This window comes from Streptomyces sp. NPDC060027, from assembly GCF_042737005.1.
Lineage (GTDB): Bacteria > Actinomycetota > Actinomycetes > Streptomycetales > Streptomycetaceae > Streptomyces.
The window spans coordinates 1-21,652 of sequence record NZ_JBHWVI010000109.1 but is presented as its reverse complement, the minus strand read 5'-3'; the positions used below and the strand labels follow the sequence as shown (position 1 = coordinate 21,652).

Here is a 21,652-nt window from a genome sequence, read left to right as displayed (position 1 = left end):
TCGTCCCGCCTCCCAGGACCTCTCCGCCCTAGCGGCCGTGCCGGCCGTCCGACGCCGCGCGCCGCCGCACGGAGGCGAACAGCGCCGCCGCACCGAGCGCCAGAGCGGCGGCTCCGCCGATCGCGACGTACGAGGTGGAGGCGTCACCGCCGGTCTCGGCGAGGCTCTCGGAGGAACCCGCTGCCTCCGGCTGGTTCTCCGCCGAGTCCGAGGCGGTCCGGGCGTCCTCGGCGGAGTCCTCGCCCTGGTCGCCCTTGTCGCCCTTGTCGTCCTCGGTCACCCCGGCGGCGTCCGCGCTCGCGGTCGGCTCCGCCGACGTACCGGCGTCGTCGTCACCGTGGCCGTGGTGCTCCACGGTCGACTTGTCGCCGCCGTCCTCGATCTGCTCGTCGGAGGGCGCGGAGGCGCTCGGCGCGGGAGCGGCGCCGCCGCCCGCGTCACTGCCACCGCTCCCGCCGAACGCGACGTCGGAGCACGAGTAGAAGGCCTCCGGGCTGTCCGAACGCTGCCAGACCGCGTACAGGAGCTGCTTGCCCGAGCGCTCCGGGAGAGTGCCGGAGAAGGTGTAGAAGCCGCCCGAGGCGGCCGGGTCGGTGACCGTCGCGACCGGGTGCGCCAGGTCCAGGTCGTCCCAGGCGAGCGGCTGGGACGGGTTGTAGCCGGCCTTCGTGATGTAGACCTTGAACGTGCCCTTGTGCGGTGCGGTCACCCGGTACTTGAAGGTGTACGAGCCGCTGCTCACGCTCGTCGTGGGCCAGTCGGAGCGCGCCAGGTCGAGTCCCTTGAACTCGTCGTTGTTCGCGCTGCACAGCTTGCCGTCCGGGATCAGCGCCTCGTGCCGCCCGTTCGCGTCGCCGATGCGGATGCCGTTCCAGTCGTAGAGCGCCTGGGTGCCGCCCGCCGCGACGGCCGCCTTGCAGGCGTCCGACCCGGGGCTCTCCGGACCCTCCGCGTAGCACTGGGACACGCGGCTCACCGGGTCCCCCATCGAGCCGTGCGCCGAGGCCGGCGCGGCGGCCAGCGCGGACAGGGCGAGCGGGGCGATGCCGAGGGCGGCGACGCCGGCGGCCTTGCGGCGTGCGGACATGAGGGAACTCCTCGAACGGTTCTGGCGAGTGGGGAGAATCCCGCACGGCGTTCCGTGCGGGGGATCCCGTGGGGGGCGATCAGAAAACTAGCCCCTGGAAACCGTGGAATCGCCTGCTGGAGGCGGGTGATGGAGATCCTTATGGCGCCGTTAAGGGAGTGCTGAGACTGCGATCAGGTAGGTAGCGTGCGGGGCATGACAGAGACGTCCGAGGAGTACGGGGAGACGCCCGAGGGGTTCGGGGTGCGGTCGGCCGTCGCCGCCGACGTGCCCGTCGTGAAGGCCGTGATCGACGCCGCGTTCCAGCCCTACGTCGAGCGCATCGGGCTCGTTCCGGTGCCCATGGAAGCGGACCACGCGGCGAATGTGGCGGCGGGGCGGGTGTTCGTCACGGGGGAGCCGGTGACGGGGCTCGTGGTCGTCGAGGAGCGCCCGGACCACCTGTATCTCGACACCATCGCCGTCCGCCCCGATGCCCATGGCCGGGGCATCGGGGGACGGCTGCTGCGTTTCGTGGACGCGCACGCGCGTGCGCTCGGGCTGGACGAGATCAGGCTCTGCACGAACGCGATGATGTGGGAGAACCAGAAGATCTACCCGGGATACGGGTACGAGATGACCGAGCGGCGCGTGGAAGGGCCGTACGACCGGATCCACTACGTCAAGCGGCTGGCCTGACGGCGTCCACCACGTTGCCGCCGATCCGACGGTGTCCACCGCGAGCTGTTGATCGGACGGTGTCCACCGCGAGCCGTTGACCGGACGGCTCCCGTGGGCCGTGGCGGGCGCGGCGGCTCAGCCGTCCGGCCACCAGGTGCGCGCGATGTCCTTGCGGACCTCCGGGCGCTCGTCGGGGCGCTCGTCGGGCTCGTCCCGTACACGGCGGGAGTCCGACTTCCTCAGGGGCTTCTGCACGGTCACACGGCGCATGGCTGCCTCCTTGCGTCTACCGGATTCCGCGGTTGCACGGAGGTAGACCCTTTCGGGGAGAGTTCCTCATCGGTCGCGTTCTGTCTGTGGCGGCGGTCACCTGTCGATGGTCGGTGCGGTCACCCGTCGACTGTCAGTGGCGGGTGTCACCCTGGGGCGCATGGTGAGTAACAGTGGCATGAATCCAGGGGCGGGCGTCGACTGGGACGCGGAGTCCGTCACCTTCGACGAGGAGCCCGATCACGGCCTGCGCGACCCCCTGGTCCGCGACGCCTGGGCCGCCCGCCTGCGGGAATGGCTGCCCGAGCGACCCAGCGACGTGCTCGACGTGGGCTGCGGAACCGGCAGCCTGTCACTCATCGCCTCCGAGCGAGGGCACCGGGTCACCGGGGTCGACCTCTCGCCCTCCATGATCGACCTCGCCCGCGCCAAGCTGGCCGGTCGTGACACGGCGTTCCACCGGTCGGTGAGCAGCGCTTCGATGTCCTGCTCAGCCGCCATGTGCTGTGGGCGCTGCCCGATCCCGAGCGCGTGCTGCGGCACTGGCGCGGACTCCTGCGCCCGGGAGGGCGGCTGGTGCTCGTCGAGGGCGTGTGGGGGACGGTGAGCCCGGTCGGCATGTCCGCCGAGCGGCTGACCACCCTGCTCCGGCCTCTGATGTCCGGGGCCGCGGACGCCGCCGACCTGCGCGTGGAGCCGCTGTCGGCCGACGCGCGGCTCTGGGGGAGAGACGTCGACGACGAGCGGTACGCCGTGGTGGCCACCTTCTGAGCGCCGCCGCCCGGCCACGTCGGCCATGCCCGGGAGCCAGGACCCGGGACCCGGGACCGGGGATCAGGAGCCAGAACTCGCTGGGCCGCCCAGGCCCCGGGGTCCAGGTCCCCGGGGTCCAGGTCCGCGGGGTCTCCCGGGTCGGTCCCCGGCCCAAGTCCCCTGGGTCCTGGGCCACCCCGTTCGGCAGATGCCGCCGGCTACGCCAGGAGTGCTTCGAAGCCGCCCTCGCGGGCCAGGTGTTCGAGCTCGTTCAGGGCCTTCTCGGCGGCGGCCGCGGCCGCCGGGTCGGTGGCCGCCAAGCCGCTCTCCGCGAACTCGTCCTCGTCCAGGCGCAGTACGTCCACGCCGTCGGCCGAGCGCCACAGATCCAGGTCGAGATCCTCGACGACCAGCCGGCCTCCGGAGACGGTGGCCGGGCGGGTGATGTCGCAGTACCAGCCCTTGCGTACGCCCGCGGAGTCCCGGACCTCCTTCACCGCGTACCAGCGGTCCCGCCAGTAGTACTCGGTGAAGACATCGCCCTTCTCGAACCGTACGAAGCCGAAGTCGCGGGCGGTGTCGCCCGCCCACGGTGCGCGCACGACCACCCTGGTGCCGTCGTCGGCGAGCAGCTCGGCCGGGTAACTGATCTTCTTACGGCCTGCCTTGACGAGCACGATCTCCACCGAGCCGGGCGTGTCAGCCGAGGTCACGGACATACTTCACCTCCGTCGCGCAGATTTCGTAACCGAACCACTTGTTGATCGCCAGCATCGGCTCGTTGCCGGCGTCGTTGCCCGTGAACGCGTCCGTGAAGCCGGCCGCGCGGGCCCGGTGCAGGGAGTCGTTCTTGGCCAGTTTGGCGAGACCCCGGCCCCGGAAGGCGCGGACGGTGCCCGTCATCACGGTGCCGTAGCGGGTGCCGCCGTCGGTGCGGGCCGCGCTGAACGCCGCCGGGCGGCCGTCGACGAGCGCGACGGAGGTGAGCTCATGGCTCAGCAGTGGGTGGTGCCAGGTCTCCGTGAGCCAGGCCTCGTAGTCCGTGAACTCGCGGTCGACGTCGCTCGGTTCGTCGAGGAGCGTCTCCGCGTCCAGCGCGAACAGCGGTCGTGGGTCGTCCGCGAAGTCCGCCGCGCTGCGCAACTCCACGCCCGGTGGCGGGGTCCGGAGCGGCGGCAGGGAGCCGTTCTCCAGGTCGAGGCGGAGGAAGTGCGCGGAGCGGGCCGCGCGATAGCCCCGCTTCTCGGCGAAGTCGCGGTACGCGGGCGCGTCCAGCACCCAGGCGTGCAGCCGGGTCGCGCCCAGGGCGGCGAGCCGCTCCTCGGCGGAGCGCGCCAGCAGTGAACCCGCGCCGCGCCCCGTCCGCTCCGGGTGCACATAGACGTTGACGTAACCCTGGCCGGGTTCCGGGCTGTCGTACACGAGGCCCACCTGCGCCGTGCCGATCAGCTCGCCGTCCTCCTCCGCCAGCAACGGCTGGTAGTGGGAGTCGGGATGGGCCTGCTCCAGGTCGTAGGCGACGGACTCGGGGGTGAAGAGCATGAAAGGGAGGGCCTGGTGACGGATGCGGGCGAAGCCCGCGGTGTCCGCCGGGTCCCCGTGGCGCAGCTCACGAACGATCACGGTCATGGCATCGCACGCTACGCGTGGGCCGTGCGAGGATGCCTCTCATTTTCCGGCGGGTACGGCGGATTCGCCTTCCGCGGGTACGGGACAATCGCTGCGTGACCCTGAAGATCCACATCGCAGAGGGGGCCGCGCCGTACGAGCAGGTGCGCGCCCAGATTTCCGAGCAGGCACGGTCCGGCTCGCTGCCGGTCGGCTACAAGCTGCCCACGGTACGGGGGCTGGCCGAGTCGCTCGGCCTCGCGGCCAACACCGTCGCCAAGGCCTACCGGGCCCTCGAGTCGGACGGGGTGATCGAGACGCGGGGCCGCAACGGGACGTTCGTCGCCGCCGCCGGGGACGCCGCGTCACGCGAGGCCGCGTCCGCCGCGCAGGCCTACGCCGACCGGGCGCGACGGCTCGGACTCACCGAGGACGCCGCCCTGGACGCCGTACGGGATGCGCTGAGGGCGGCGTTCGAGGGTTCCTAGCCGTTCCTGGTCCCGCTTCCGGACGGGGTCCGAGCCGAAGCGCGGGCGGTCGTGCGCGTCCCGCGTGGGTCCTGCGCGCCGCTCACAGGTACAGGCCCGCGTCCGCGCCCTCGCGCTGGTCAGGTACCGATGTCGGTGTCGTGCCGCGGCGCAGCGCGTACAGCTCCGCGAGGGTCGCGCCCTCGCGCGAGACGCCCTCCTCGGTGCCCAGCCAGCCCACCGCCTCCCGGCGGGTGAGCGACCCGACCTCGATCCGGGCGAGGCAGCGGCCGGGGCGGACGACGGCGGGGTGGAGGCGCTCCAGGTCCTCGTTCGTCGTGACGCCCACGAGGACGTTGCGGCCCTGGCCGAGCAGTCCGTCGGTGAGGTTGAGCAGCCGGGAGAGGGCCTGGCCCGCTGTGTGCTTCGCCTCGCCGCGGATCAGTTCGTCGCAGTCCTCGAGCAGCAGGAGCCGCCAGCGCCCCTTGCCCGTGCCGTCCTCCTCGCCGATCGCGATGTCCATCAGATAGCCGACGTCGGAGAACAGCCGTTCGGGGTCCAGCACGCAGTCCACCTGGCACCAGTCGCGCCAGGAACGGGCCAGCGTACGCAGGGCGGAGGTCTTGCCGGTGCCGGGCGGACCGTGGAGCAGCAGCAGACGGCCCGCGATGTCCTCCGGGGTGGTCTTCATCAGGCGGTCCATGGCGTCCGCCACCGGTGCCGTGTAGTTGGGGCGGACCTCTTCCCACGTACCCGCCGAGATCTGCCGGGTAGTGCGGTGCGGGCCGCGGCGCGGCGACACGTACCAGAAGCCCATCGTCACGTTCTCCGGCTGCGGTTCCGGCTCGTCCGTCGCGCCGTCCGTCGCCTGCTTCAGCACCTTCTCGGCCAGCTCGACGCTGGTCGCGGTCACCGTGACGTCGGCGCCCCGGTTCCAGCGGGACACCAGCAGGGTCCAGCCGTCGCCCTCGGCGAGGGTCGCGCTGCGGTCGTCGTCGCGCGCGGAACGCAGCACCCGGGCGCCCGGGGGCAGCAGGGTGGCCCCGGACCGTACGCGGTCGATGTTCGCCGCGTGCGAGTGCGGCTGCTCGCCCGTCGCGAAGCGACCGAGGAACAGCGCGTCGACGACGTCCGACGGCGAGTCGCTGTCGTCGACGTTGAGCCTGATCGGCAGAGCGTCGTGTGGGTTCGCAGACATGTCGCCATGATCTGTCACGCGGGCGCCCCGTGCACCCGGTTTCCGCGGTGCGTCTCGTGTGTCGCGTGTGGCGCCGCCCTTCCGGTGTATCCCTTCCGTCCTGTTACAGGGCTGTGGTGAACGAGATCTGTCCCGCGCCGGATTCCCCCGGTTACTGTGGCCCATGATGGGACGTCATGGGTGGAATTCGGGGGCTGGACGATGGCGCCTCACCGCGCTGATCGGCGTGGGGATCGCTGTGCTGGCCCTGGTGGTGACGCTGATCAACACCCTGCCGGGAGACGGCGGGAGCACCGCGGGCACGACCCGTGACGGGGACAAGGTGCACGGCACGCCGGTCACTCCGCCCGAGTCGCCGCGTCCGGAGGTGGGCTGGGGCTTCACCCACACCCAGTTCAGCGCGGACGAGGGCGGTGACGCCGCCACCGAGCGGGTCGAGGGCCTGCTGGGCGAGAACCAGGTGTCGCTGCCGCAGAACCAGCACATCATGGGCTGGGGAGCGGGCAACCCCGAGCCGTCCGAGGGGCGTTACGACTTCTCCGAGATGGACAGCCGGATCGACTTCATCCGCAGGTCGGGCGGCACCCCGATCGTCACGCTGTGCTGCTCCCCGGACTGGATGAAGGGCGGCAAGTCCGGTGCCGACAAGACGAACTGGAGCCAGTCCTCGCTGGAGACGGCCCCGGAGCCGTCCCACTTCGCGGACTTCGCCGCGCTCGCCGCGACCGTCGCCAAGCGCTATCCCGACGTACGGCACTTCATCGTCTGGAACGAGTTCAAGGGCTTCTGGAACGACAGCGAGGGCCGCTGGGACTACGAGGGCTACACCAAGCTCTACAACCTGGTCTACAAGGCGCTGAAGAAGGTCGACAAGGACATCATGGTGGGCGGTCCCTACCTGGTCATGGACAGCTTCGACCCACGTCAGACCCAGGACGCGTCCCCGACCGTGAAGGGCGCCTGGGGTGCCATGGACCAGCGGGTCCTCGACGCCTTCGACTACTGGAACGAGCACAAGGCGGGCGCCGACTTCGTCGTCGTGGACGGCTCCAGCTACACCAACGACGACGACATGCTGCCCGACGAGTTCGCGGCCACCGACAAGTTCACGGCCGTCGGCAAGTGGGTGCGCGCGCGGACGCACGGTCTGCCGCTGTGGTGGGCCGAGTACTACGTCGAACCGGCCGACGGCAAGGACGAGCGCAAGGGCTGGTCCGAGGCCCGCCGCGTCGCCGTCCAGGCCGGCGGGATGATCGCGATGGTCAGGGGCGGTGCCTCCTCCGGCTTCTACTGGAACCCGGAGAAGGAGAAGGGCCCGGCCTGCGCCGGCTGTCTGTGGTCACCGACCGACACCGCGGGCGGGGGGAAGGAACTCCCCCTGTACGAACTGATCTCCCGCTTCGGCAAGGCGTTCCCGCCGGGGACGGCGTACGACAAGGTCTCCGTCGCCGCGGACGACGTGCCCAACGTGCGCGTCCTCGCCTCCGACCGGACCGTCCTCGTGGTCAACACCCTGGACCGGTCGATCGACGCGAAGGTCGACGGGAAACGGTTCGAGATGGGCGCGTACGAGGTGAGGTGGCTCCGCCGGTAGTCCGGTTGAGCCGTACGAAGTGCAACGAGGTGAAGTGGCTCCGCCGGTGGCCCGGTTGAGCCGCTTCACCCGTGTGCACCGCTCCGCCCTCATTTCATCGTGAGGAACCGCTGCACCAGTGAGGCCAGCAGGACCGCCAGCAGGGGCAGCGAGAACCAGAAGCTGCTCTGCAGCCACTGCAACTGCCGTACGCCGGGCCGCACCGCGACCCGTACGACCTCCCGTGCCGTCAGCAGCAGGACGAGGGCGATGGCGGCGAGTCCGCCGACGACCGACCACGGCGTCCACGTCACCTGCGGCCCGATCGGACCGGGTTCGGCCCGCGGCACCCCGCCTTCCGGCTGCTTGCGCAGCGTGTACATCGTGACGTCGTCGTTGACCAGGACCTTCTTCAGCTCCTGCCGGTCGTCGAGGTTGGTGATCAGCCGCGACTCCCAGGTCGCCGAATAGCCCACGTCCAGCTGGAGGTAGACCACCTGGCTGCGATTGATCATCAGATACGAGTTCGGGCCCGCGTCCTTGAGCGCCTTGACGAGCCCGGACACCAGCACCGGGTCGGCGGGCGCGAGGGTGGGCACGTACTGCACCTTCTCCATGTCCCTGGCGCCCCACGGCATCGCGGGTGTCACGTTGTCGACCGTGTCGTTGCTCAGCCACAGCAGCCGGACCGTCGGATCGTCGTGCGCGTACACGTAGTTCATCGCCGTGACCTCGCCCGGCCTGATCCGCTCGAACGGTTCGTTGCCCCAACGGGCCACCAGGAAGCCGCCCATGAGCAGCAGGCCCGCCATCAGGGCGGCGATCGGCGCGAGGCTCACCCGGTCCTTCTCGCGCTCCTTCGCGGTGACTCCGGTCCGCGGGAAGAGGGCGAGCCCGGCGAGCAGCGCCGCGCCCGGGACGGCGAACATGAAGACACGCAGGGCCATCTCGCCGCCGTACGACTGCATGCCGAAGCCGAGGAACGGGACGAAGGTGAGGACGAGCAGCGACCGCTCGCGGTACTTGTGGTCGCGCCGCCGCCACCAGCCCCAGCAGGCGAAGGCCATCACCCCGCCGGCCAGCAGCACTCGGGTGTACAGCACCAGCTTGTGGGTCGAACTGCCGCCCTGGATACGGCCGGAGACCGACGTCGACACATTGCTGCCGACGCCGCCGACCCCTCCGAACAGGTCGTCGAAGTGGCCCGACCAGTACGGCTCGGCCATGAAGCCGACCCAGACGGCGACCAGGACGGCGAACAGGATGGGCAGACCGCGCAGTTCGGAGCGGCCGACGAGGACGAGGACCGCGAGGACGCCCAGCATCACGAACGGCGTGAGCTGGTGCGCCGGGACGGTGGCCGCGAACAGCCCGATCAGGATCACGAGCAGCACGGCCCGCTGCCGGCGATCCGTCGGCTCGACCTCGGCCTCGCCCGGCCGCCGCACCGCCCACAGCATGCGCGGCGCCCGGAACCACACGAGCAGGATCGCCACGAACACGAGATACAGCAGGTAGGTGAAGCCCTGCGGGGAGAAGTAGTCCTGGCCGACCCAGGCGCAGAGGGCGAAGAACCAGATGCCCGTCCACTTCGCGCGCCAGCTCGCCCGCATCGAGCGGACGAGCAGGAACATCGGTGCCAGATAGAGGAGTTGGATCGTCAGCGGCCACCATCGGATGACCTCGGAGAGGTCGGTGACCCCGCAGGACTTCGCGACGAACGCGGCCACGGCGAAGAAGCCGGGCCAGCTCCAGCGGGCGTCCAGGTCCGGTACGGCGGACCCCGTGCGGTCGATGTAGTCCAGGAACCCGAGGTGCTGCCAGGCGGTCGCGAACCGTGGTTCGGTCTCGATGACGGCCGGCAGCGCGTGCAGGGACACGACCGTCGCGAGCAGCGTGATCAGCAGCAGGCCCCGGTGCTCGCTGTTCATCCAGAGCAGGGACGCGAACACCGTGACCAGCAGGGCCGCGCCGATCAGGGTCGGGAGCGGGAGCACCGAGACCAGGCCGAGGCCGCCCATGCGCGCCAGGGAACCGTCGTCGAGGCTCAGCACCGGAACCCAGTACAGGAGCAGCGCCGAGATCAGGAGGCAGCCGAGGACGACGCCGGGCTTCGACGGATGCAGGACGCGCTCGCGCAGGGACAGGGGCGGGTCGCTCGGTGGCCGCCGGTCGTCGGTGGCCGGCCGGCCCTCTGCGGCCCGCCGGGCTTCGGCGGGCGAGTCGCCGGACGCCGTGCTCCGCGCCCCGGACGAGGCGTTCCCGGGGCCCCGCGCATCGAAGGGGGCGTCGACCTCCGGTGTCTCCGACGGGCCCAACGACGCCTCCGAGCCCGGCTCGCGGGCCTCGACCGGCAGACCCACGGACGGCTGCCGCCGCGCCCACGTCGGGCGCCGCACCGCGGGTGTCCCGGTCGGCGGGGTGCCGGGCCCCGGGCGGACGTCGGGCCTGCGTTCCTGGTGGTCGAAGTCGATGTGGAGGCCGAGGGCGAGGGTGTCGGAGTCGAGGGCCCAGGCCGGGCCGCGCCTCGGCTCACGGGGCTCCGCCGCGGCGACCTCGCGCGCCCCCAGGTCGGCGAGGTCCCCGTCCGGCGCCGCGTCCTCGGGCAGCGGGGCCGGCGGGGCGCTGCGTACGATCTTGAACAGCTTGGGCGCGGCGATCGCCACGATCACCGCGAGGCTGGAGATCTCGGCGACGCCCGCGCCGGTCAGGCCCATACGCGGCAGCAGGATCACCGTGAGGCCGAGCACGAGCAGGCACAACAGGCCCTGGAGATAGGCGAGTCCCGAGGTGCGGCTCTGGGCGCGCAGGACGGCGAAGTACGTCTCCATGACCACCCGCAGCAGCGCGCCGACGGCGAACCAGCGCAACAGCGGGGTGGCCGCGTGCGCGTAGCCGTCGCCGAACACCTGCAGGATGAACGGGGCGCCGAGGAACAGCAGTCCGCACACCGGCAGCATGATCCGGGCCATGCGTTTGAGGGCGGCCCGGGTGTTGGCGGCCAGCCGCGCCGGGTCGTGCGATCCCTCGACGGTCAGCGAGGCGCCCATGTTGATGGCGAGCAGGTTGACCGTGCCGCCGATGGTGGTGGTGATGTAGAAGTACGCGTTGTCGGCGGAGCTGACCTGCGACGCCACGATCACCGGGACGAGATAGACGACGGCCAGCGAGAACAGGGAGCCGGTGTAGTCGCCGGCGAGGAAGCGGCCGACCTGCTTGAGCGTCGGCGGCTCGGCGTGGTCCTTCGTCGCCTTCACATGCCGGGGGACCAGCCGCCGGAACACCAGCAGTCCGAGCGGCACCACAGACAGGGCGATCGCGGCGACCCAGGAGGCGAAGACGCCCGAGGTGGGCAGCGCCGCGGCCAGGGCGACCAGCAGCACCAGCTTCACCGCGGAGAACACGGTGTTGCCCACCGGCACCCACAGCGCGCTGCGCAGCCCCGTCAGCACGCCGTCCTGCAGCGTCAGCAGCGACCAGGCGACGACCGCGATGACGAAGCCGAGCCCGTGGAGCGGGCCGTGCAGGAAGCGGTACGAGGGTCCCCACAGGTTCAGGGTGAGCAGGAAGACCCCGGCGGCCACTGCCACTACCACCGAACTGCCCGCGTACGTACGGAAGATGAGCCGTCCGGTGGCACGCCCCGCGACCGGGATGAAGCGGGCGAGCGCGCCCGTCAGCGTCACCGCGGTCACGCCGGCGAGGAGCTTCATCGCGGCGATCGCGGCGGAGCCCTGACCGACCGCCGCGTCGGTGTAGTAGCGGGCGGCGATCAGCCAGTACCCGAGCCCGAGCACCGCGGAGATCCCGGTGTTGAGCATCAGGGCGTAGGCGTTGCGGAACAGCTGGCTGCCTCCGCCGCCCTCCTTGCGGCCCCTGCCGGGCAGGCGGAGGCGGCGTCCCGGCCGCCGCTCGGGTGCCTCGGTCGTGGGCGTGGAAGCCTGGGTCGTGGTCGTCGTGTCAGACACGGGAACGGATGGCCTTCCGGCGGACCTGTCGTGCTCTTCGGACCATGGCGTACCCCTTGGTGAGGGCGCGGTCCCGGGCGAAGGTGCGGGCGATCGCGCGGCCCTTGACCAGCCGCTCGAACTCCTCGATACCGGTCGTGCGGCGCACGGTGACGCGCTGCAGGGCGTACGGGCCCTGACGTCGGCGTGCGAGACCGTTGCCGACGGCGAGCGACTGGGCGAACCCCGCCTCACGCACCGTACGGCGCACGCGTGAGCTGGAGTAGCCGTACGGGTACGCGAACGAGACCGGGCGGGCGCCCAGTTCGTCGGCGATGATCTCCTTGCAGCGCAGCAGCTCGGACCAGAGCGCGTCGTCCGCGATCCGGTCGAGCTGCGGATGGGTGTGGCTGTGCCCGCCGATCTCCATCCGCTCCCCGGCGAGCCGGCGCACCTGGTCCCAGTCGAGCATGGCGTCGAGGCCGCCCCCGGTGTCGTACGCGCCCCTGATCCACCCCGTCGAGACGAACAGGGTGGACGCGAAGCCGTATTTGGCGAGCGCGGGCAGTCCGTGCAGGTGCACGCCCTCGTAGCCGTCGTCGAAGGTGATCAGGACGGGGCGCGCGGGCAGCGGACCGCCCGAGCGCCAACTCGACGCCAGCCGCGCGGTGTCGACGGGTGTGAAGCCGCGGTCGTCGAGCAGCGCCATCTGCTCGGCGAACGCCTCGGGGGAGACGGACAGCGCGCGGGTCGCTTCGTTGGGCGACCGCGCGATCGAGTGGTACATCAGGATCGGTACCGGTTCGCTCATGCCGCCGCCCCCTCGTCGACCGGAACCCCCTCGACCGCCGCGACGGAGACCACGGAGAACGCGGCGCCGCTCCGGCGGGCCCGGAGGCTCCCGAGTACGTACCCCCCGGCCGCGGTCAGTACCCCGGCGACGATCGCGCCCGCACGGCCCGCGCCGCCCGGACGCGCCAGGGCGGCGTCCCGCAGCCCGCGCAGCACTCCGGCCGGCAGCACCCGGGTCGTGTAGCGGCGCTCCGACTCGAGTCCCTTGCCCGCGCCGACACTTCGGGCTACCAGGGCCTTGGACAGCCCTTCGGCGTAGGCGCGGGTACGGAAGTAGCCGAAGTGCTCGCGGGCCTCGGGCACCCGGTGGTGGATGACCGCGCGGTCGTCGATCAGCAGGATCGCGTCCGGCCGGGCACGGCTGAGACGGATGCACAGCTCCGTCTCCTCGCAGCCCAGCGGGCGTTTGTCGCCGTCCCGGCCGATGCCGGTCGCGAAGCCGCCCGCCGCGTCGAACGCCGTCCGGCGGAAGGAGGCGTTGCCGCCCAGGACGTTGCGGACCCGTACGCGGCCCGGCGGCAGACCCTTGTACGTGCAGCCCACCACCCAGTCGAACTCCTCGGGGAACCAGGCCGGGCGGCGGCCCGAGGCCCAGATGGGCAGGGTGCGGCCGCCGACGGCCATCACCCGCGGGTCGGCGTAGCCCTCGGCGAAGTGCCGCAGCCAGTCCCGTTCGGCGACGGCGTCGTCGTCGAGGAACGCGATGACGGCCCCGCGCGAGGCGGTGATCCCGGTGTTGCGGCCGGCGGACAGGCCCCGGGGGCCCGCGTTGGCGAGCACCCGCACCCCCTCGGTCTCCTTGTACTCCCTGGTCAGCCGCTCCAGGAGGACGGTGTTGTGGTCCACGACCAGCAGCGTCTCCAGGGCGCGCAGGGACTGCGCCCGCACCGAGGAGACCGCCGCGAGGATGTCCTCCCAGCGGTCCTCGGTGTAGACGCAGATCACCACGGAGATGTCCTGCGTGCTCAAGACACCTCTCCCCGGCCGGAGTCGAGCTGGGCGGCGTGCGGCCTGCGGCGCAGCGCACGCCGGTTGGACCGCTCCTTGAGGATCACCTTGAGCACGCGCAGCCCGTCCCGCACGGCGCGCAGATTGCTCGTGCCGTGGATGCGGAGGTACTCGTGGCTCGGGATCTCCTGCACCTTGAGCCCTGCCTTGACCACCCGGATGTTCATCAGGGTCTCGACCTCGAAGCCGGTGCAGTCGAGTTCGATCTTGTCGAGGCAGTGCCGCCAGAACGCGTTGTATCCGTAGCAGAGATCGGTGTAGCGGGCGCCGAACTTGGCGTTGACGGTCGCGCAGAGCACGCGGTTGCCGAGCTTGCGGATCGGCGTCATGTCGGATGTGCCGCCGCCGTTCGCGAAGCGGGAGCCCTTGGCGAAGTCCGCCCCGGACACCAGCGCGGAGACGTACGACACGATCTCGTGGCCGTCGGCCGAGCCGTCCGCGTCGACCATCACGATGATGTCGCCGGTGCACGCCTCGAACCCGGTGATCAGGGCGTCTCCCTTGCCCTTTCCGCGCTGCTCGACGACCTTGACGTCAGGCCACAGCTCACGGGCCACTTCGACGGTGTTGTCGGTGGAGTTGCCGTCCACAAGAACCACCTCGTGTATCCACGAGGGAAGTGTCTTGAAGACGTAGGGGAGATTCTCCGCCTCGTTCATGGCGGGAATCACGACGCTCACCGGTGGCGCGATGGCCAGGTGAGAAGAGATGGGCCGGTACTTGGCGGCCGTGAACGGATCATCGCCCGAGATCGCTGGGCGCAGGACTGAGCTCATGAGTCTGGTCCCTCTCGTCCGGTGGACCGCCCGCCCCTGGGCGGTCCGGTTCTTTGTCCGGTTCGAAAGGGGGGTTCTCACTGACGGCATGCCGAAATGGATCTCCGTGCATGCCGGGTGAGTTGGCAAAGCTGGCCGGCTCCGAAGAGAGAAGCCGGTCGCGCGGCACGACTCGGCACAGGTCTGGTCACCGAGTACGGCACCCCCCAACCGCGCCCCGCGCCGGGAACCATCGCGGTCCTTGAGCCCTCCCCTAGAGCCGCTGATGATGGACCGATGCGGGTGAGATGTACGACGGTATTGACGAATGAGTCTGTATGGCAAGACCTGGAACGAGGCCTCACGTTTTTGTTGGTTTGACCGTTACACGACGCCTCGAACGGATTTTCCCCATCCGTTTGAGGATCCCGCAGGCCGGCTCGTACGGCTCCGGCCGGGTGTCACCACCCACCCCGAGGGCACGCGGAAGTGCCGTGCCCTCGGGGAGTCTTCGTCAGTCCGGCCCCGACGCGTCAGGGGTCCGTCCGGCCGTCGCGCGACGGCGCCATCGCCGCGCCGACACCAGCAGGAGAATCAGCGAACTGAGTGCGGCCACGGTCACGATCCCGCCGGGAACCGACCATCGGTGGACGGCGAGCATGCCCTGGGCCACCAGCATGTTCAGGGTGACCGCTCCGGCGACGGACGCGAGGACGCGGCCGAAGGGCTCCAGCCCGCGCAGCGCGGCCGCGATGGCGGCCGACGGTGCCGCGAGCAGGAAGAACAGGGTGAACGGACCGCGCAGGGGCGAGTTCGCGTCGGCGAGCGCCAGATACGCGCCGACACCCGCGACGACGGTCGCGGCGCCCGCGAGCAGCGGCAGGAGGTCCCTCCCCGGACCTGGCCGCGACCGCTCCGCGGTGTCGTATGGAGATGTCTTGATCCCTATGGTCTGCATGGGCGACTTTGCCCCCCGAAGTGCCGGATGCCGGGCTTCAATGTGTCCCAGCGGGCCTGCGGACGTCAAGATGCGGACGGCGTTCCCGGGCTTCTCGGCCGTCTCCGATCACACCCTTCCGGAGTTGTCGCTTTTCGTCGGCAACTACGCGCCCTTGAACCAGAGTTGACGATCCGTCAATCCCTGTCATCGAACCGTCATGGACATGTAACGACATATGCGGTGAACAGGGGCGGAGTCGCTGGTGGGGGCCCGAAAAGTCTTGGCATGGACACTTCCTGTCAACACGCGTAGCTGCTACGAACGTTGTGGCAGAGATCCTGCTAAAGGGAGGTTCCATGAGACGTTCCCGAATTACGGCATACGTGACCTCACTCCTCCTCGCCGTCGGCCTCGCCCTCACCGGGGCGGCGACAGCGCAGGCGCGAACCGCGGCGGCCACCGGCTATGTGGCGCTGGGAGACTCCTATTCCTCCGGTGTCGGCGCCGGGAGCTACATCAGCTCCAGCGGCGACTGCAAGCGCAGCACGAAGGCGTACCCCTATCTCTGGAGCGCCGCTCATTCACCCTCGTCGTTCGCCTTCACCGCCTGCTCGGGCGCTCGTACGGGTGATGTCACGGCGAATCAGCTCGGCCCGCTCAGCTCCTCCACGGGCCTCGTCTCGATCAGCATCGGCGGCAATGACGCCGGATTCTCCGACGTCATGACGACCTGCGTCCTGCAGTCCGAGAGCTCCTGCCTCTCGCGCATCGCGACGGCGAAGGCGTACGTCGACTCCACGCTCCCCGGCAAGCTCGACTCCGTCTACTCGGCGATCAGCGCGAAGGCCCCGGCCGCCCATGTGGTCGTCATCGGCTACCCCCGCTTCTACAAGCTCAGCGGCAGCTGCCTGACCGGACTTTCGGAGACCGAACGGTCCGCGATCAACGGCGCGGCCGACTACCTGGACAGCGCGACCGCACGGCGTGCCGCCGCCCACGGCTTCAGCTTCGCCGATGTCAGGGGCACCTTCACCGGCCATGAGATCTGCTCCGGCGACGCCTGGCTGCACAGCCTGAACTGGCTGAACATCGGCGAGTCGTACCACCCGACCGCGGCCGGCCAGTCCGGCGGCTATCTGCCCGCCTTCACCGGAGCCGTCTGACCTCCGGACACCCGCTCCGTAACCCTTCGAGAAAGCACCCGTCCCCTCGGGGGAGAACGACCGCCCCGCTGAGGGACATCGTCATCCCTGTCAGGGGGATGCGGAGGCGGAGGCCCCGTCCGTCGGGGTCTCCGTCACACAAGTGATCGTGAACGGAACCGAGTTGGACGTCGCCTTGACCGGGCCGCGCACCTCCACGCTGATCTCGTTGGAGAACGTCCCGCTCGCGTCGTACGTCGTCGCCACCACCGTCTTCTGCTGCGTCCTGCCGCCGCCCGCGGGGAACGTGAGCGTCTTCCAGCTCGGATCGGTCACATCACCGGACTTCGTGACCCAGCGGTACTCGACATCCACCGGCACGCGACCCACCGTGAAGGTCGCCGTGAACGACGGAGCCTCCGTGGCGGGCGGCGGGCAGGCGCCCTTGTAGTCGGTGTGGTGACCCGAGACCGTCACCCGCACCGACTGCGCGGGCGGAGCGGTCGTCGAACGTCCGCCCCCGGGAGTGCTGCTGGAGGGACTCTTGCCACCGGTCGCACCGACGGTGGCACTGCCGCTCTCACTCTTCTCGCCGCCCGAGTTCCCGCCGTCGGAGTTGCCGGTACTCCCACTGTCGGTGGTCCCCTGCCCGCTGTTCCCGCCGTGCCCGCCGTCACGGTTCAGCAGCGCGTACGTCAGCCCGCCGAGGGCGAGCGCCAGCGCGACCAGGCCCGCGATCAGGGCGACGGCCGCGCGACGGTTGCGGTCGGGCTCCGCCGGAGGTGTCGCCGAGGGCACGGTCGCGGGAGGCGGGCCGAACCCCCGGGGCGGTGTCGGCGAGGCCGGGGACGGCTGGTTGAACGCCCCGATCGTCGGTGTGTCGGAGGGCGTCGGCGCAGCGACCGCGGACCGCGTGGGCGCCGTGCCCCCCGCCGCTACGGCACGCAGCTGGTGCTCGGCGGAGTCGGCGCTCGTCCGCTCGGCCGGGTCCTTGGCCAGCAGCCCCTCGAGGACGGGGGTGAGCCGGCCGGCGCGACGGGGCACCGGCAGCGGCTCGTCGACGATGGCCCGCAAGGTGCTCAGCGGCGTGTTCTGCCGGAAGGGCGAGTTTCCCTCGACCGCCGCGTACAGCAGCACCCCGAGCGACCAGAGGTCCGACTCGGGGCCGGGGGTGCGACCCAACGCCCGCTCCGGGGCCAGGAATTCGGGTGATCCGATGACCTCGCCCGTCATGGTCAGGGCGGAGCTGCCCTCGACCGTCGCGATGCCGAAGTCCGTCAGGACGACCCGTCCGTCGTTCGCCATCAGCACGTTGCCCGGTTTCACATCCCGGTGCAGGACCCCCGCCTCGTGCGCGGCGCGCAGCGCGGCGAGCACCTCGGCGCCGATGTGGGCGGCGCGCTCCGGCGTCAACGGCCCCTCGGCGTCCAGCAGATCGGAGAGGGCGATGCCGCGGATCAGCTCCATCACGATCCAGGGCCGGCCGTCCTGTGTGGCCACGTCATAGACCGTCACCACATTGCGGTTGGAGATACGGGCGGCCGCCCACGCCTCCCGCTCCAGGCGCGCGTACATCCGCTCGACCTCGGATGTCGGAAGCCCGGCCGGGGCGCGGACCTCCTTCACGGCGACCTCGCGCTGCAGCACCTCGTCGCGGGCGCGCCACACCGTTCCCATGCCGCCTTCGCCCAAGGGCGAGAGCAGCCGGTAGCGCCCCGCGATCACACGTTCACTGCCCGGATCTTCGGACACGTGCGTCCCCCATTCGCATCCGCGCGATTTCTCCACAAAAGTAGCTCAACCGAGTACGGATGCCGCCCCCTTGAACACCAATCCAGCCCCAAGGGCTACGACGATCAACGCCGATCCCAGGGGTGCGGTCCTGCGGACCAGGAGGACGAGGCGCCCCTCGGCCCACCGAGGACGCCTGGCCAGGGCCCGGGTCATCCCGCCGCCGAGCTTGACGACGGCGAACCCGGCCGCCGTCAGCGTCAGGGCGAGCCCGACGCCGTACGCGAGAACGAGAAGAAGGCCGAACCAGGCCTGTCCGAGGGCCGCGGCGCCCACGAGCACGACGACCGCCGACGGACTGGGGACCAGCCCACCGGCGAAGCCGAGCAGGATCGTCCCACGGAGGGTGGGGGCGATCTCGTGGGTGTGCGTGAAGCCGCCGTGGGTGTGTTCGAGGGAGCGGGAGCGGGGGGTCTTGCCTGAACGGTGAGCGTGGTCGTGGTCGTGGTCGTGGTCGTGCGGGTGCGGGTGCGGGTGCGGGTGCGGGTGCGGGTGCGGGTGGGCGTGGGCGTGGGGTTGGGGTGCGGTGGTGGTGGGGGCGCTCGTCGTCACCGACGTGGTGGCGTGGGTCAGTACCAGGGGGCGTACGGAGCGGTCGGCGTGCCGGTGCGGCACCCGCGCGTGTTCGTCGTCGTGAGCGTGGTCATGGTCCTGGTCATGGTCGTGTGCATGCCGGTGGGCGGGGGTGTGCTCGTGGTCGTGCGTGCGACCCGGCACGTGGTCGTGGTCGTGGGCCGGGGTCCGGTCCTGGCCGTGCTCGTGTGCGTGGCCGTGCTCGTGTGCGGGCTCGTGTGCGTGGCCCGTGCCGTGCGAATGTCCGTGGTCGTGGTCGTGGTCGTGGTCGTGGCTGTGGTCGTGGTGGTCGTGCGTGTGCCCGGCCGCGCGGGGCCGGTTGCGCCATGCCCGGCGCAGGAGAGTGGCGCCCGCCAGGGTCACCAGGACACCGCTCGACACACCCAGCCAGGCGATCACGGAGGGGGCCGCGGCCGAGCCCGCCGTGACCAGGAGGCCGAGTGCGACGACTCCGAGGGTGTGGGTGACCGTCACGGAGGCGGCCAGGGGCAGCACGTCCTTCATCCGGGCCCGGCCCCCGCGCGCCGCCGCGGTCGCGGCCATCAGGGTCTTGCCGTGGCCCGGCGCGAGCGCGTGCATGGCACCCAGGGCGACGGCGATGACCAGGGCCAGCGCGGCGAAGCCGAACGTGAGGTCATGACGGGCCACCAGATTGTTCAGGGCCTCGGTCCAGCGGTCTGCGCCGCGCGGGAGCACGGAGGCGGCCGGGGCGTCGCGCCGTTCCTCGACGAGGGCGGGCCCGCCGGGGCGGACCCGCAGCGACGCGGTGGCGGTGTCGGCCGGCGAGGAGAGCAGCGCCTTGGGATACCGGGTCAGCTCCGCCGACACCGACTTCGCCGGTACGTCCGAGGAGGTGAGAGTCGTCCGGTCGCCACGGGCGGTGATCTCGCGCCAGCCGGGGCCCCGGTCGGCGCCCGCGCTGTGGAAGCCCACGGTGACCGTGTCGTTCCTGGGCAGGGGCGCCGTCAACCGGCACTCCACGCGCAGGGTGCTGAGCCCCGCCTGCCCCGGGCGCACGCGTGCGTGGCTCGCGCCGGCGGTGAGCGCCACCGTGTGCCCGCCGACGGTCACCTTGCTGCCGCTCGCCGCGCTCGCGCACCGCTGCCGGGCCCAGTCGGCCATCCCGAGCCTGTCGATGGCGGGCTTGGCCTGGGTGGCGGGGATCTCCGCCAGGTCCTCGACGTGATCGACGCGCAACTGCCCGGGGGCGACGACCAGTCCGTCGTACCGGTTGACGGTGAAGTTGCCGAGTGGATGCGCGCTCGCCTGCCCCGAGGGGACCAGCACGAGCGCGCAGGCCGCGGTCAGGATCGTTCCGCAGACGGCGAGGAATCGAGGTGCCCTCACTGCGCGGCCTCCAGTGCCGTACGGGCTTCGCGGGCGCCCAGCGGCGAGAACCCGGGGTTCAGGTCCAGGGCCGACCTCAGCGCGGTGCGCGCCTTCCCGGTGTGGCCGGTGGCCTGCTCGATGACGCCGAGGTGGTAGAGGAAGGACGCGTTGCGGTAGCCCGTCGCCGTGGCCCTGCGGGCGTACGGCAGGGCCTCCGCGTCGCGGCCCGACACGTGCAGCGCCCAGGCGAGCGCGTCCGCGGTGTGCACGGTGTGCCGGCGGGCCCACTCGTCGCGGGCCGCCTTCAGCGCGGCCGTGCGGTCACCGTGGTCGGCGGCGGCCAGCGCGGTGTCGAGGTCGGCGTCGACGCCGTTGGCGCGGGCCAGGGAGACCCAGGCGTTCACCAGCGTGTACTGGTCGCGGGCCTTCTGCGCGTCGCCCGCCTTCCCGCGGGCCTCGTACAACTCGCCCAGTTCGACGAGGGGTTGCGGAAGCGGGTAGCGCTGCACGACCTGCTCCATCCCCTTGATGGCCGCCGCGCCGTCTCCCTGCGCGGCCTGCGTGCGGGCCCGGCCTTCGAGGGCCGGGAGATAGCCGTCGTCGGCGGCGAGCGCCCGTGCGAAGTAGGTGAGGGCAGCGTCGTACTCGCCCTGGCTCCAGGCCAGTTGGCCGAGCGCGGTGGCCACGTACGAGATGTCGCCGCGGCTGGTCGCGGTGGCGAGCGCCTGGCGCAGGACCCGTCGGGCGGTCTTCACGTCGCCGCGCAGCTCGTGGACGTAGGCGTACCGGGTGAAGACGGGGACGCCCGGCCGACGCGAGTCGGCGAGGTCGGCCGCCTTCGACGCCTCGTCGTAGCGGCCGAGTTCGACGAGTGCGTCGATCCGTGAGGAGAGGGCGCGCTCGCTGTAGGGGTTCTGCTTCAGCGCGAGGTCCGCGTACTTCAGGGCGCCGGTGAAGTCGTGCCGGGCGGCGGCGAGTGCGGCGCGTCCGGCGAGTGCGGGGTCGTAGTCGGGGCGCAGTTTCAGCGAGCGGTCGAGAGCTTCCTGTGCCTGCGGGTAGCGGGAGGGGTCGCCCTTGGTGCGGGCCTGTTCCACATAGGCGAGGCCGAGCGTCGACCAGCCGCCGAAGTCTTTGGGCTGGGTGCGGAGATGGGCCTGGAGGGACGCGATGCTCGCGTCGAGATCGCCGCTCGCGAGCAACTGCGGTGACACGCCGTTGGACACGGTCGCGACGGCGGGTGTCGTGCCGCCGTCCCGCAGGGCCCCGAGCACCACCGCGCCGGCGGTCATGGCGACGGCCAAGGCGGCGGCACAGAAGCCGAGTTGAGCCGTCCGCCAGCGCCGCTGCGACGCCGACAGCCGGCGCACGGCGGCCACCCGCTCATCGGGCATCTCCGCGGCGTCCGCGGCGTCCGCGGCGTCCGCGGTGTCCTCGCCGGAGTCGGCTGTCGGGATGCTGTCGCCGGACGCGGCTTCCGCCTTGCCCTCAGCGGTTGTCGCTTCCGCCGTGTCCCCGGCGGGTGTTGCTTCCGCGGTGTTCTCGGCGGGCATGGCTCCCACGGTGCTCTCGTCGGGCGTGGCCTTCTCGGCGTCCGGCGTCGCGTTGTCGTTCGTACGCGGGGACATGCCCTCTCCTCAAAGTCCTTGGCGGAACGGTCGTTGTGGGGGGTGGGGCGGCGCGGCCCGCACGGTGGGGGGTG

Annotated in this window: 17 protein-coding genes and 1 pseudogene; 5 read left to right on the top strand and 13 right to left on the bottom strand. The window is 71.4% G+C overall.

What is annotated here, in order from left to right; translation table 11 throughout:
* Positions 1–28: 28 nt before the first annotated feature.
* Complete coding sequence (locus ACFWBT_RS25020; protein WP_385704145.1) at positions 29–1,087, bottom strand: lytic polysaccharide monooxygenase; 1,059 nt, start codon at positions 1,085–1,087, stop codon at positions 29–31.
* 195 nt (positions 1,088–1,282) lie between these two features.
* On the opposite strand from ACFWBT_RS25020, the gene ACFWBT_RS25015 reads away from it, so the two are divergent.
* Positions 1,283–1,765 carry a GNAT family N-acetyltransferase gene (locus ACFWBT_RS25015; RefSeq protein WP_385704142.1) on the top strand — a complete coding sequence of 161 codons (483 nt, stop codon included), beginning with the start codon at positions 1,283–1,285 and terminating at the stop codon, positions 1,763–1,765.
* Positions 1,766–1,882: 117 nt separating this feature from the next.
* On the opposite strand, the gene ACFWBT_RS25010 is transcribed toward ACFWBT_RS25015, so the two are convergent.
* Positions 1,883–2,017 (bottom strand): hypothetical protein, encoded by a 135-nt coding sequence (locus tag ACFWBT_RS25010; protein ID WP_385704139.1) that lies wholly within the window; start codon positions 2,015–2,017, stop codon positions 1,883–1,885.
* Between the two features lie 160 nt (positions 2,018–2,177).
* Here ACFWBT_RS25010 and ACFWBT_RS25005 point away from each other — a divergent pair.
* Positions 2,178–2,788 (top strand): annotated as a pseudogene (locus ACFWBT_RS25005) (class I SAM-dependent methyltransferase).
* Between the two features lie 200 nt (positions 2,789–2,988).
* Here ACFWBT_RS25005 and ACFWBT_RS25000 read toward each other — a convergent pair.
* Positions 2,989–3,489 (bottom strand): DUF402 domain-containing protein, encoded by a 501-nt coding sequence (locus tag ACFWBT_RS25000; RefSeq protein ID WP_385704136.1) that lies wholly within the window; start codon positions 3,487–3,489, stop codon positions 2,989–2,991.
* A complete protein-coding gene (locus ACFWBT_RS24995) occupies positions 3,470–4,399 on the bottom strand; it encodes a GNAT family N-acetyltransferase (protein ID WP_385704134.1) in 930 nt (309 codons plus the stop codon). The genes ACFWBT_RS25000 and ACFWBT_RS24995 overlap by 20 nt, the downstream gene beginning before the upstream one ends.
* A 95-nt stretch (positions 4,400–4,494) precedes the next feature.
* On the opposite strand from ACFWBT_RS24995, the gene ACFWBT_RS24990 reads away from it, so the two are divergent.
* Positions 4,495–4,866 (top strand): GntR family transcriptional regulator, encoded by a 372-nt coding sequence (locus ACFWBT_RS24990; RefSeq protein WP_385704131.1) that lies wholly within the window; start codon positions 4,495–4,497, stop codon positions 4,864–4,866.
* A gap of 82 nt (positions 4,867–4,948) precedes the next feature.
* Here ACFWBT_RS24990 and ACFWBT_RS24985 read toward each other — a convergent pair whose 3' ends face one another.
* Positions 4,949–6,043 (bottom strand): DUF5925 domain-containing protein, encoded by a 1,095-nt coding sequence (locus ACFWBT_RS24985; protein ID WP_385704129.1) that lies wholly within the window; start codon positions 6,041–6,043, stop codon positions 4,949–4,951.
* Between the two features lie 166 nt (positions 6,044–6,209).
* On the opposite strand from ACFWBT_RS24985, the gene ACFWBT_RS24980 reads away from it, so the two are divergent.
* Entirely contained in the window at positions 6,210–7,637 is a 1,428-nt protein-coding gene (locus tag ACFWBT_RS24980; protein ID WP_385704157.1) for a xylan 1,4-beta-xylosidase, read from the top strand.
* Between the two features lie 89 nt (positions 7,638–7,726).
* On the opposite strand, the gene ACFWBT_RS24975 is transcribed toward ACFWBT_RS24980, so the two are convergent.
* From ACFWBT_RS24975 to ACFWBT_RS24955, 5 genes are all read right to left on the bottom strand, one after another.
* Positions 7,727–11,584, bottom strand: coding sequence for a lipopolysaccharide biosynthesis protein (locus tag ACFWBT_RS24975; protein WP_385704126.1), 3,858 nt, complete (start codon positions 11,582–11,584; stop codon positions 7,727–7,729).
* Complete coding sequence (locus tag ACFWBT_RS24970; RefSeq protein WP_385704123.1) at positions 11,577–12,374, bottom strand: polysaccharide deacetylase family protein; 798 nt, start codon at positions 12,372–12,374, stop codon at positions 11,577–11,579. The genes ACFWBT_RS24975 and ACFWBT_RS24970 overlap by 8 nt, the downstream gene beginning before the upstream one ends.
* Positions 12,371–13,384, bottom strand: a complete 1,014-nt coding sequence (locus ACFWBT_RS24965) for a glycosyltransferase family 2 protein (RefSeq protein ID WP_385704121.1) — start codon at positions 13,382–13,384, stop codon at positions 12,371–12,373. Before ACFWBT_RS24965 ends, ACFWBT_RS24970 begins: the two co-directional genes overlap by 4 nt.
* Positions 13,381–14,199: a glycosyltransferase family 2 protein gene (locus tag ACFWBT_RS24960; protein WP_385704119.1), complete on the bottom strand. Its 819-nt coding sequence runs from the start codon at positions 14,197–14,199 to the stop codon at positions 13,381–13,383. The genes ACFWBT_RS24965 and ACFWBT_RS24960 overlap by 4 nt, the downstream gene beginning before the upstream one ends.
* Positions 14,200–14,692: 493 nt before the next feature.
* Positions 14,693–15,136, bottom strand: a complete 444-nt coding sequence (locus tag ACFWBT_RS24955) for a hypothetical protein (protein WP_385704117.1) — start codon at positions 15,134–15,136, stop codon at positions 14,693–14,695.
* Between the two features lie 338 nt (positions 15,137–15,474).
* On the opposite strand from ACFWBT_RS24955, the gene ACFWBT_RS24950 reads away from it, so the two are divergent.
* On the top strand, positions 15,475–16,281 hold the full coding sequence (locus ACFWBT_RS24950; protein WP_385704115.1) for an SGNH/GDSL hydrolase family protein: 807 nt from the start codon (positions 15,475–15,477) through the stop codon (positions 16,279–16,281).
* 90 nt (positions 16,282–16,371) lie between these two features.
* Here the strand turns inward: ACFWBT_RS24950 and ACFWBT_RS24945 are convergent, their stop codons facing one another.
* The 3 genes from ACFWBT_RS24945 to ACFWBT_RS24935 are packed head-to-tail and all read right to left on the bottom strand — an operon-like array spanning position 16,372 to position 21,578.
* Entirely contained in the window at positions 16,372–18,012 is a 1,641-nt protein-coding gene (locus tag ACFWBT_RS24945) for a protein kinase (protein WP_385704112.1), read from the bottom strand.
* 45 nt (positions 18,013–18,057) lie between these two features.
* Positions 18,058–19,971, bottom strand: coding sequence for a sulfite exporter TauE/SafE family protein (locus ACFWBT_RS24940; protein ID WP_385704110.1), 1,914 nt, complete (start codon positions 19,969–19,971; stop codon positions 18,058–18,060).
* On the bottom strand, positions 19,968–21,578 hold the full coding sequence (locus ACFWBT_RS24935) for a tetratricopeptide repeat protein (protein WP_385704108.1): 1,611 nt from the start codon (positions 21,576–21,578) through the stop codon (positions 19,968–19,970). Before ACFWBT_RS24935 ends, ACFWBT_RS24940 begins: the two co-directional genes overlap by 4 nt.
* Between the last annotated feature and the right edge of the window lie 74 nt (positions 21,579–21,652).

Bases quoted from the DNA above. Each gene is read 5' to 3' on its own strand.
- ACFWBT_RS24960 (WP_385704119.1), bottom strand. From the start codon at position 14,199: ATGAGCTCAGTCCTGCGCCCAGCGATCTCGGGCGATGATCCGTTCACG.
- ACFWBT_RS24950 (WP_385704115.1), top strand. From the start codon at position 15,475: ATGAGACGTTCCCGAATTACGGCATACGTGACCTCACTCCTCCTCGCC.
- ACFWBT_RS25010 (WP_385704139.1), bottom strand. From the start codon at position 2,017: ATGCGCCGTGTGACCGTGCAGAAGCCCCTGAGGAAGTCGGACTCCCGC.
- ACFWBT_RS24970 (WP_385704123.1), bottom strand. From the start codon at position 12,374: ATGAGCGAACCGGTACCGATCCTGATGTACCACTCGATCGCGCGGTCG.
- ACFWBT_RS25015 (WP_385704142.1), top strand. From the start codon at position 1,283: ATGACAGAGACGTCCGAGGAGTACGGGGAGACGCCCGAGGGGTTCGGG.
- ACFWBT_RS24955 (WP_385704117.1), bottom strand. From the start codon at position 15,136: ATGCAGACCATAGGGATCAAGACATCTCCATACGACACCGCGGAGCGG.
- ACFWBT_RS25020 (WP_385704145.1), bottom strand. From the start codon at position 1,087: ATGTCCGCACGCCGCAAGGCCGCCGGCGTCGCCGCCCTCGGCATCGCC.
- ACFWBT_RS25000 (WP_385704136.1), bottom strand. From the start codon at position 3,489: ATGTCCGTGACCTCGGCTGACACGCCCGGCTCGGTGGAGATCGTGCTC.
- ACFWBT_RS24995 (WP_385704134.1), bottom strand. From the start codon at position 4,399: ATGACCGTGATCGTTCGTGAGCTGCGCCACGGGGACCCGGCGGACACC.
- ACFWBT_RS24985 (WP_385704129.1), bottom strand. From the start codon at position 6,043: ATGTCTGCGAACCCACACGACGCTCTGCCGATCAGGCTCAACGTCGAC.
- ACFWBT_RS24935 (WP_385704108.1), bottom strand. From the start codon at position 21,578: ATGTCCCCGCGTACGAACGACAACGCGACGCCGGACGCCGAGAAGGCC.
- ACFWBT_RS24980 (WP_385704157.1), top strand. From the start codon at position 6,210: ATGGGACGTCATGGGTGGAATTCGGGGGCTGGACGATGGCGCCTCACC.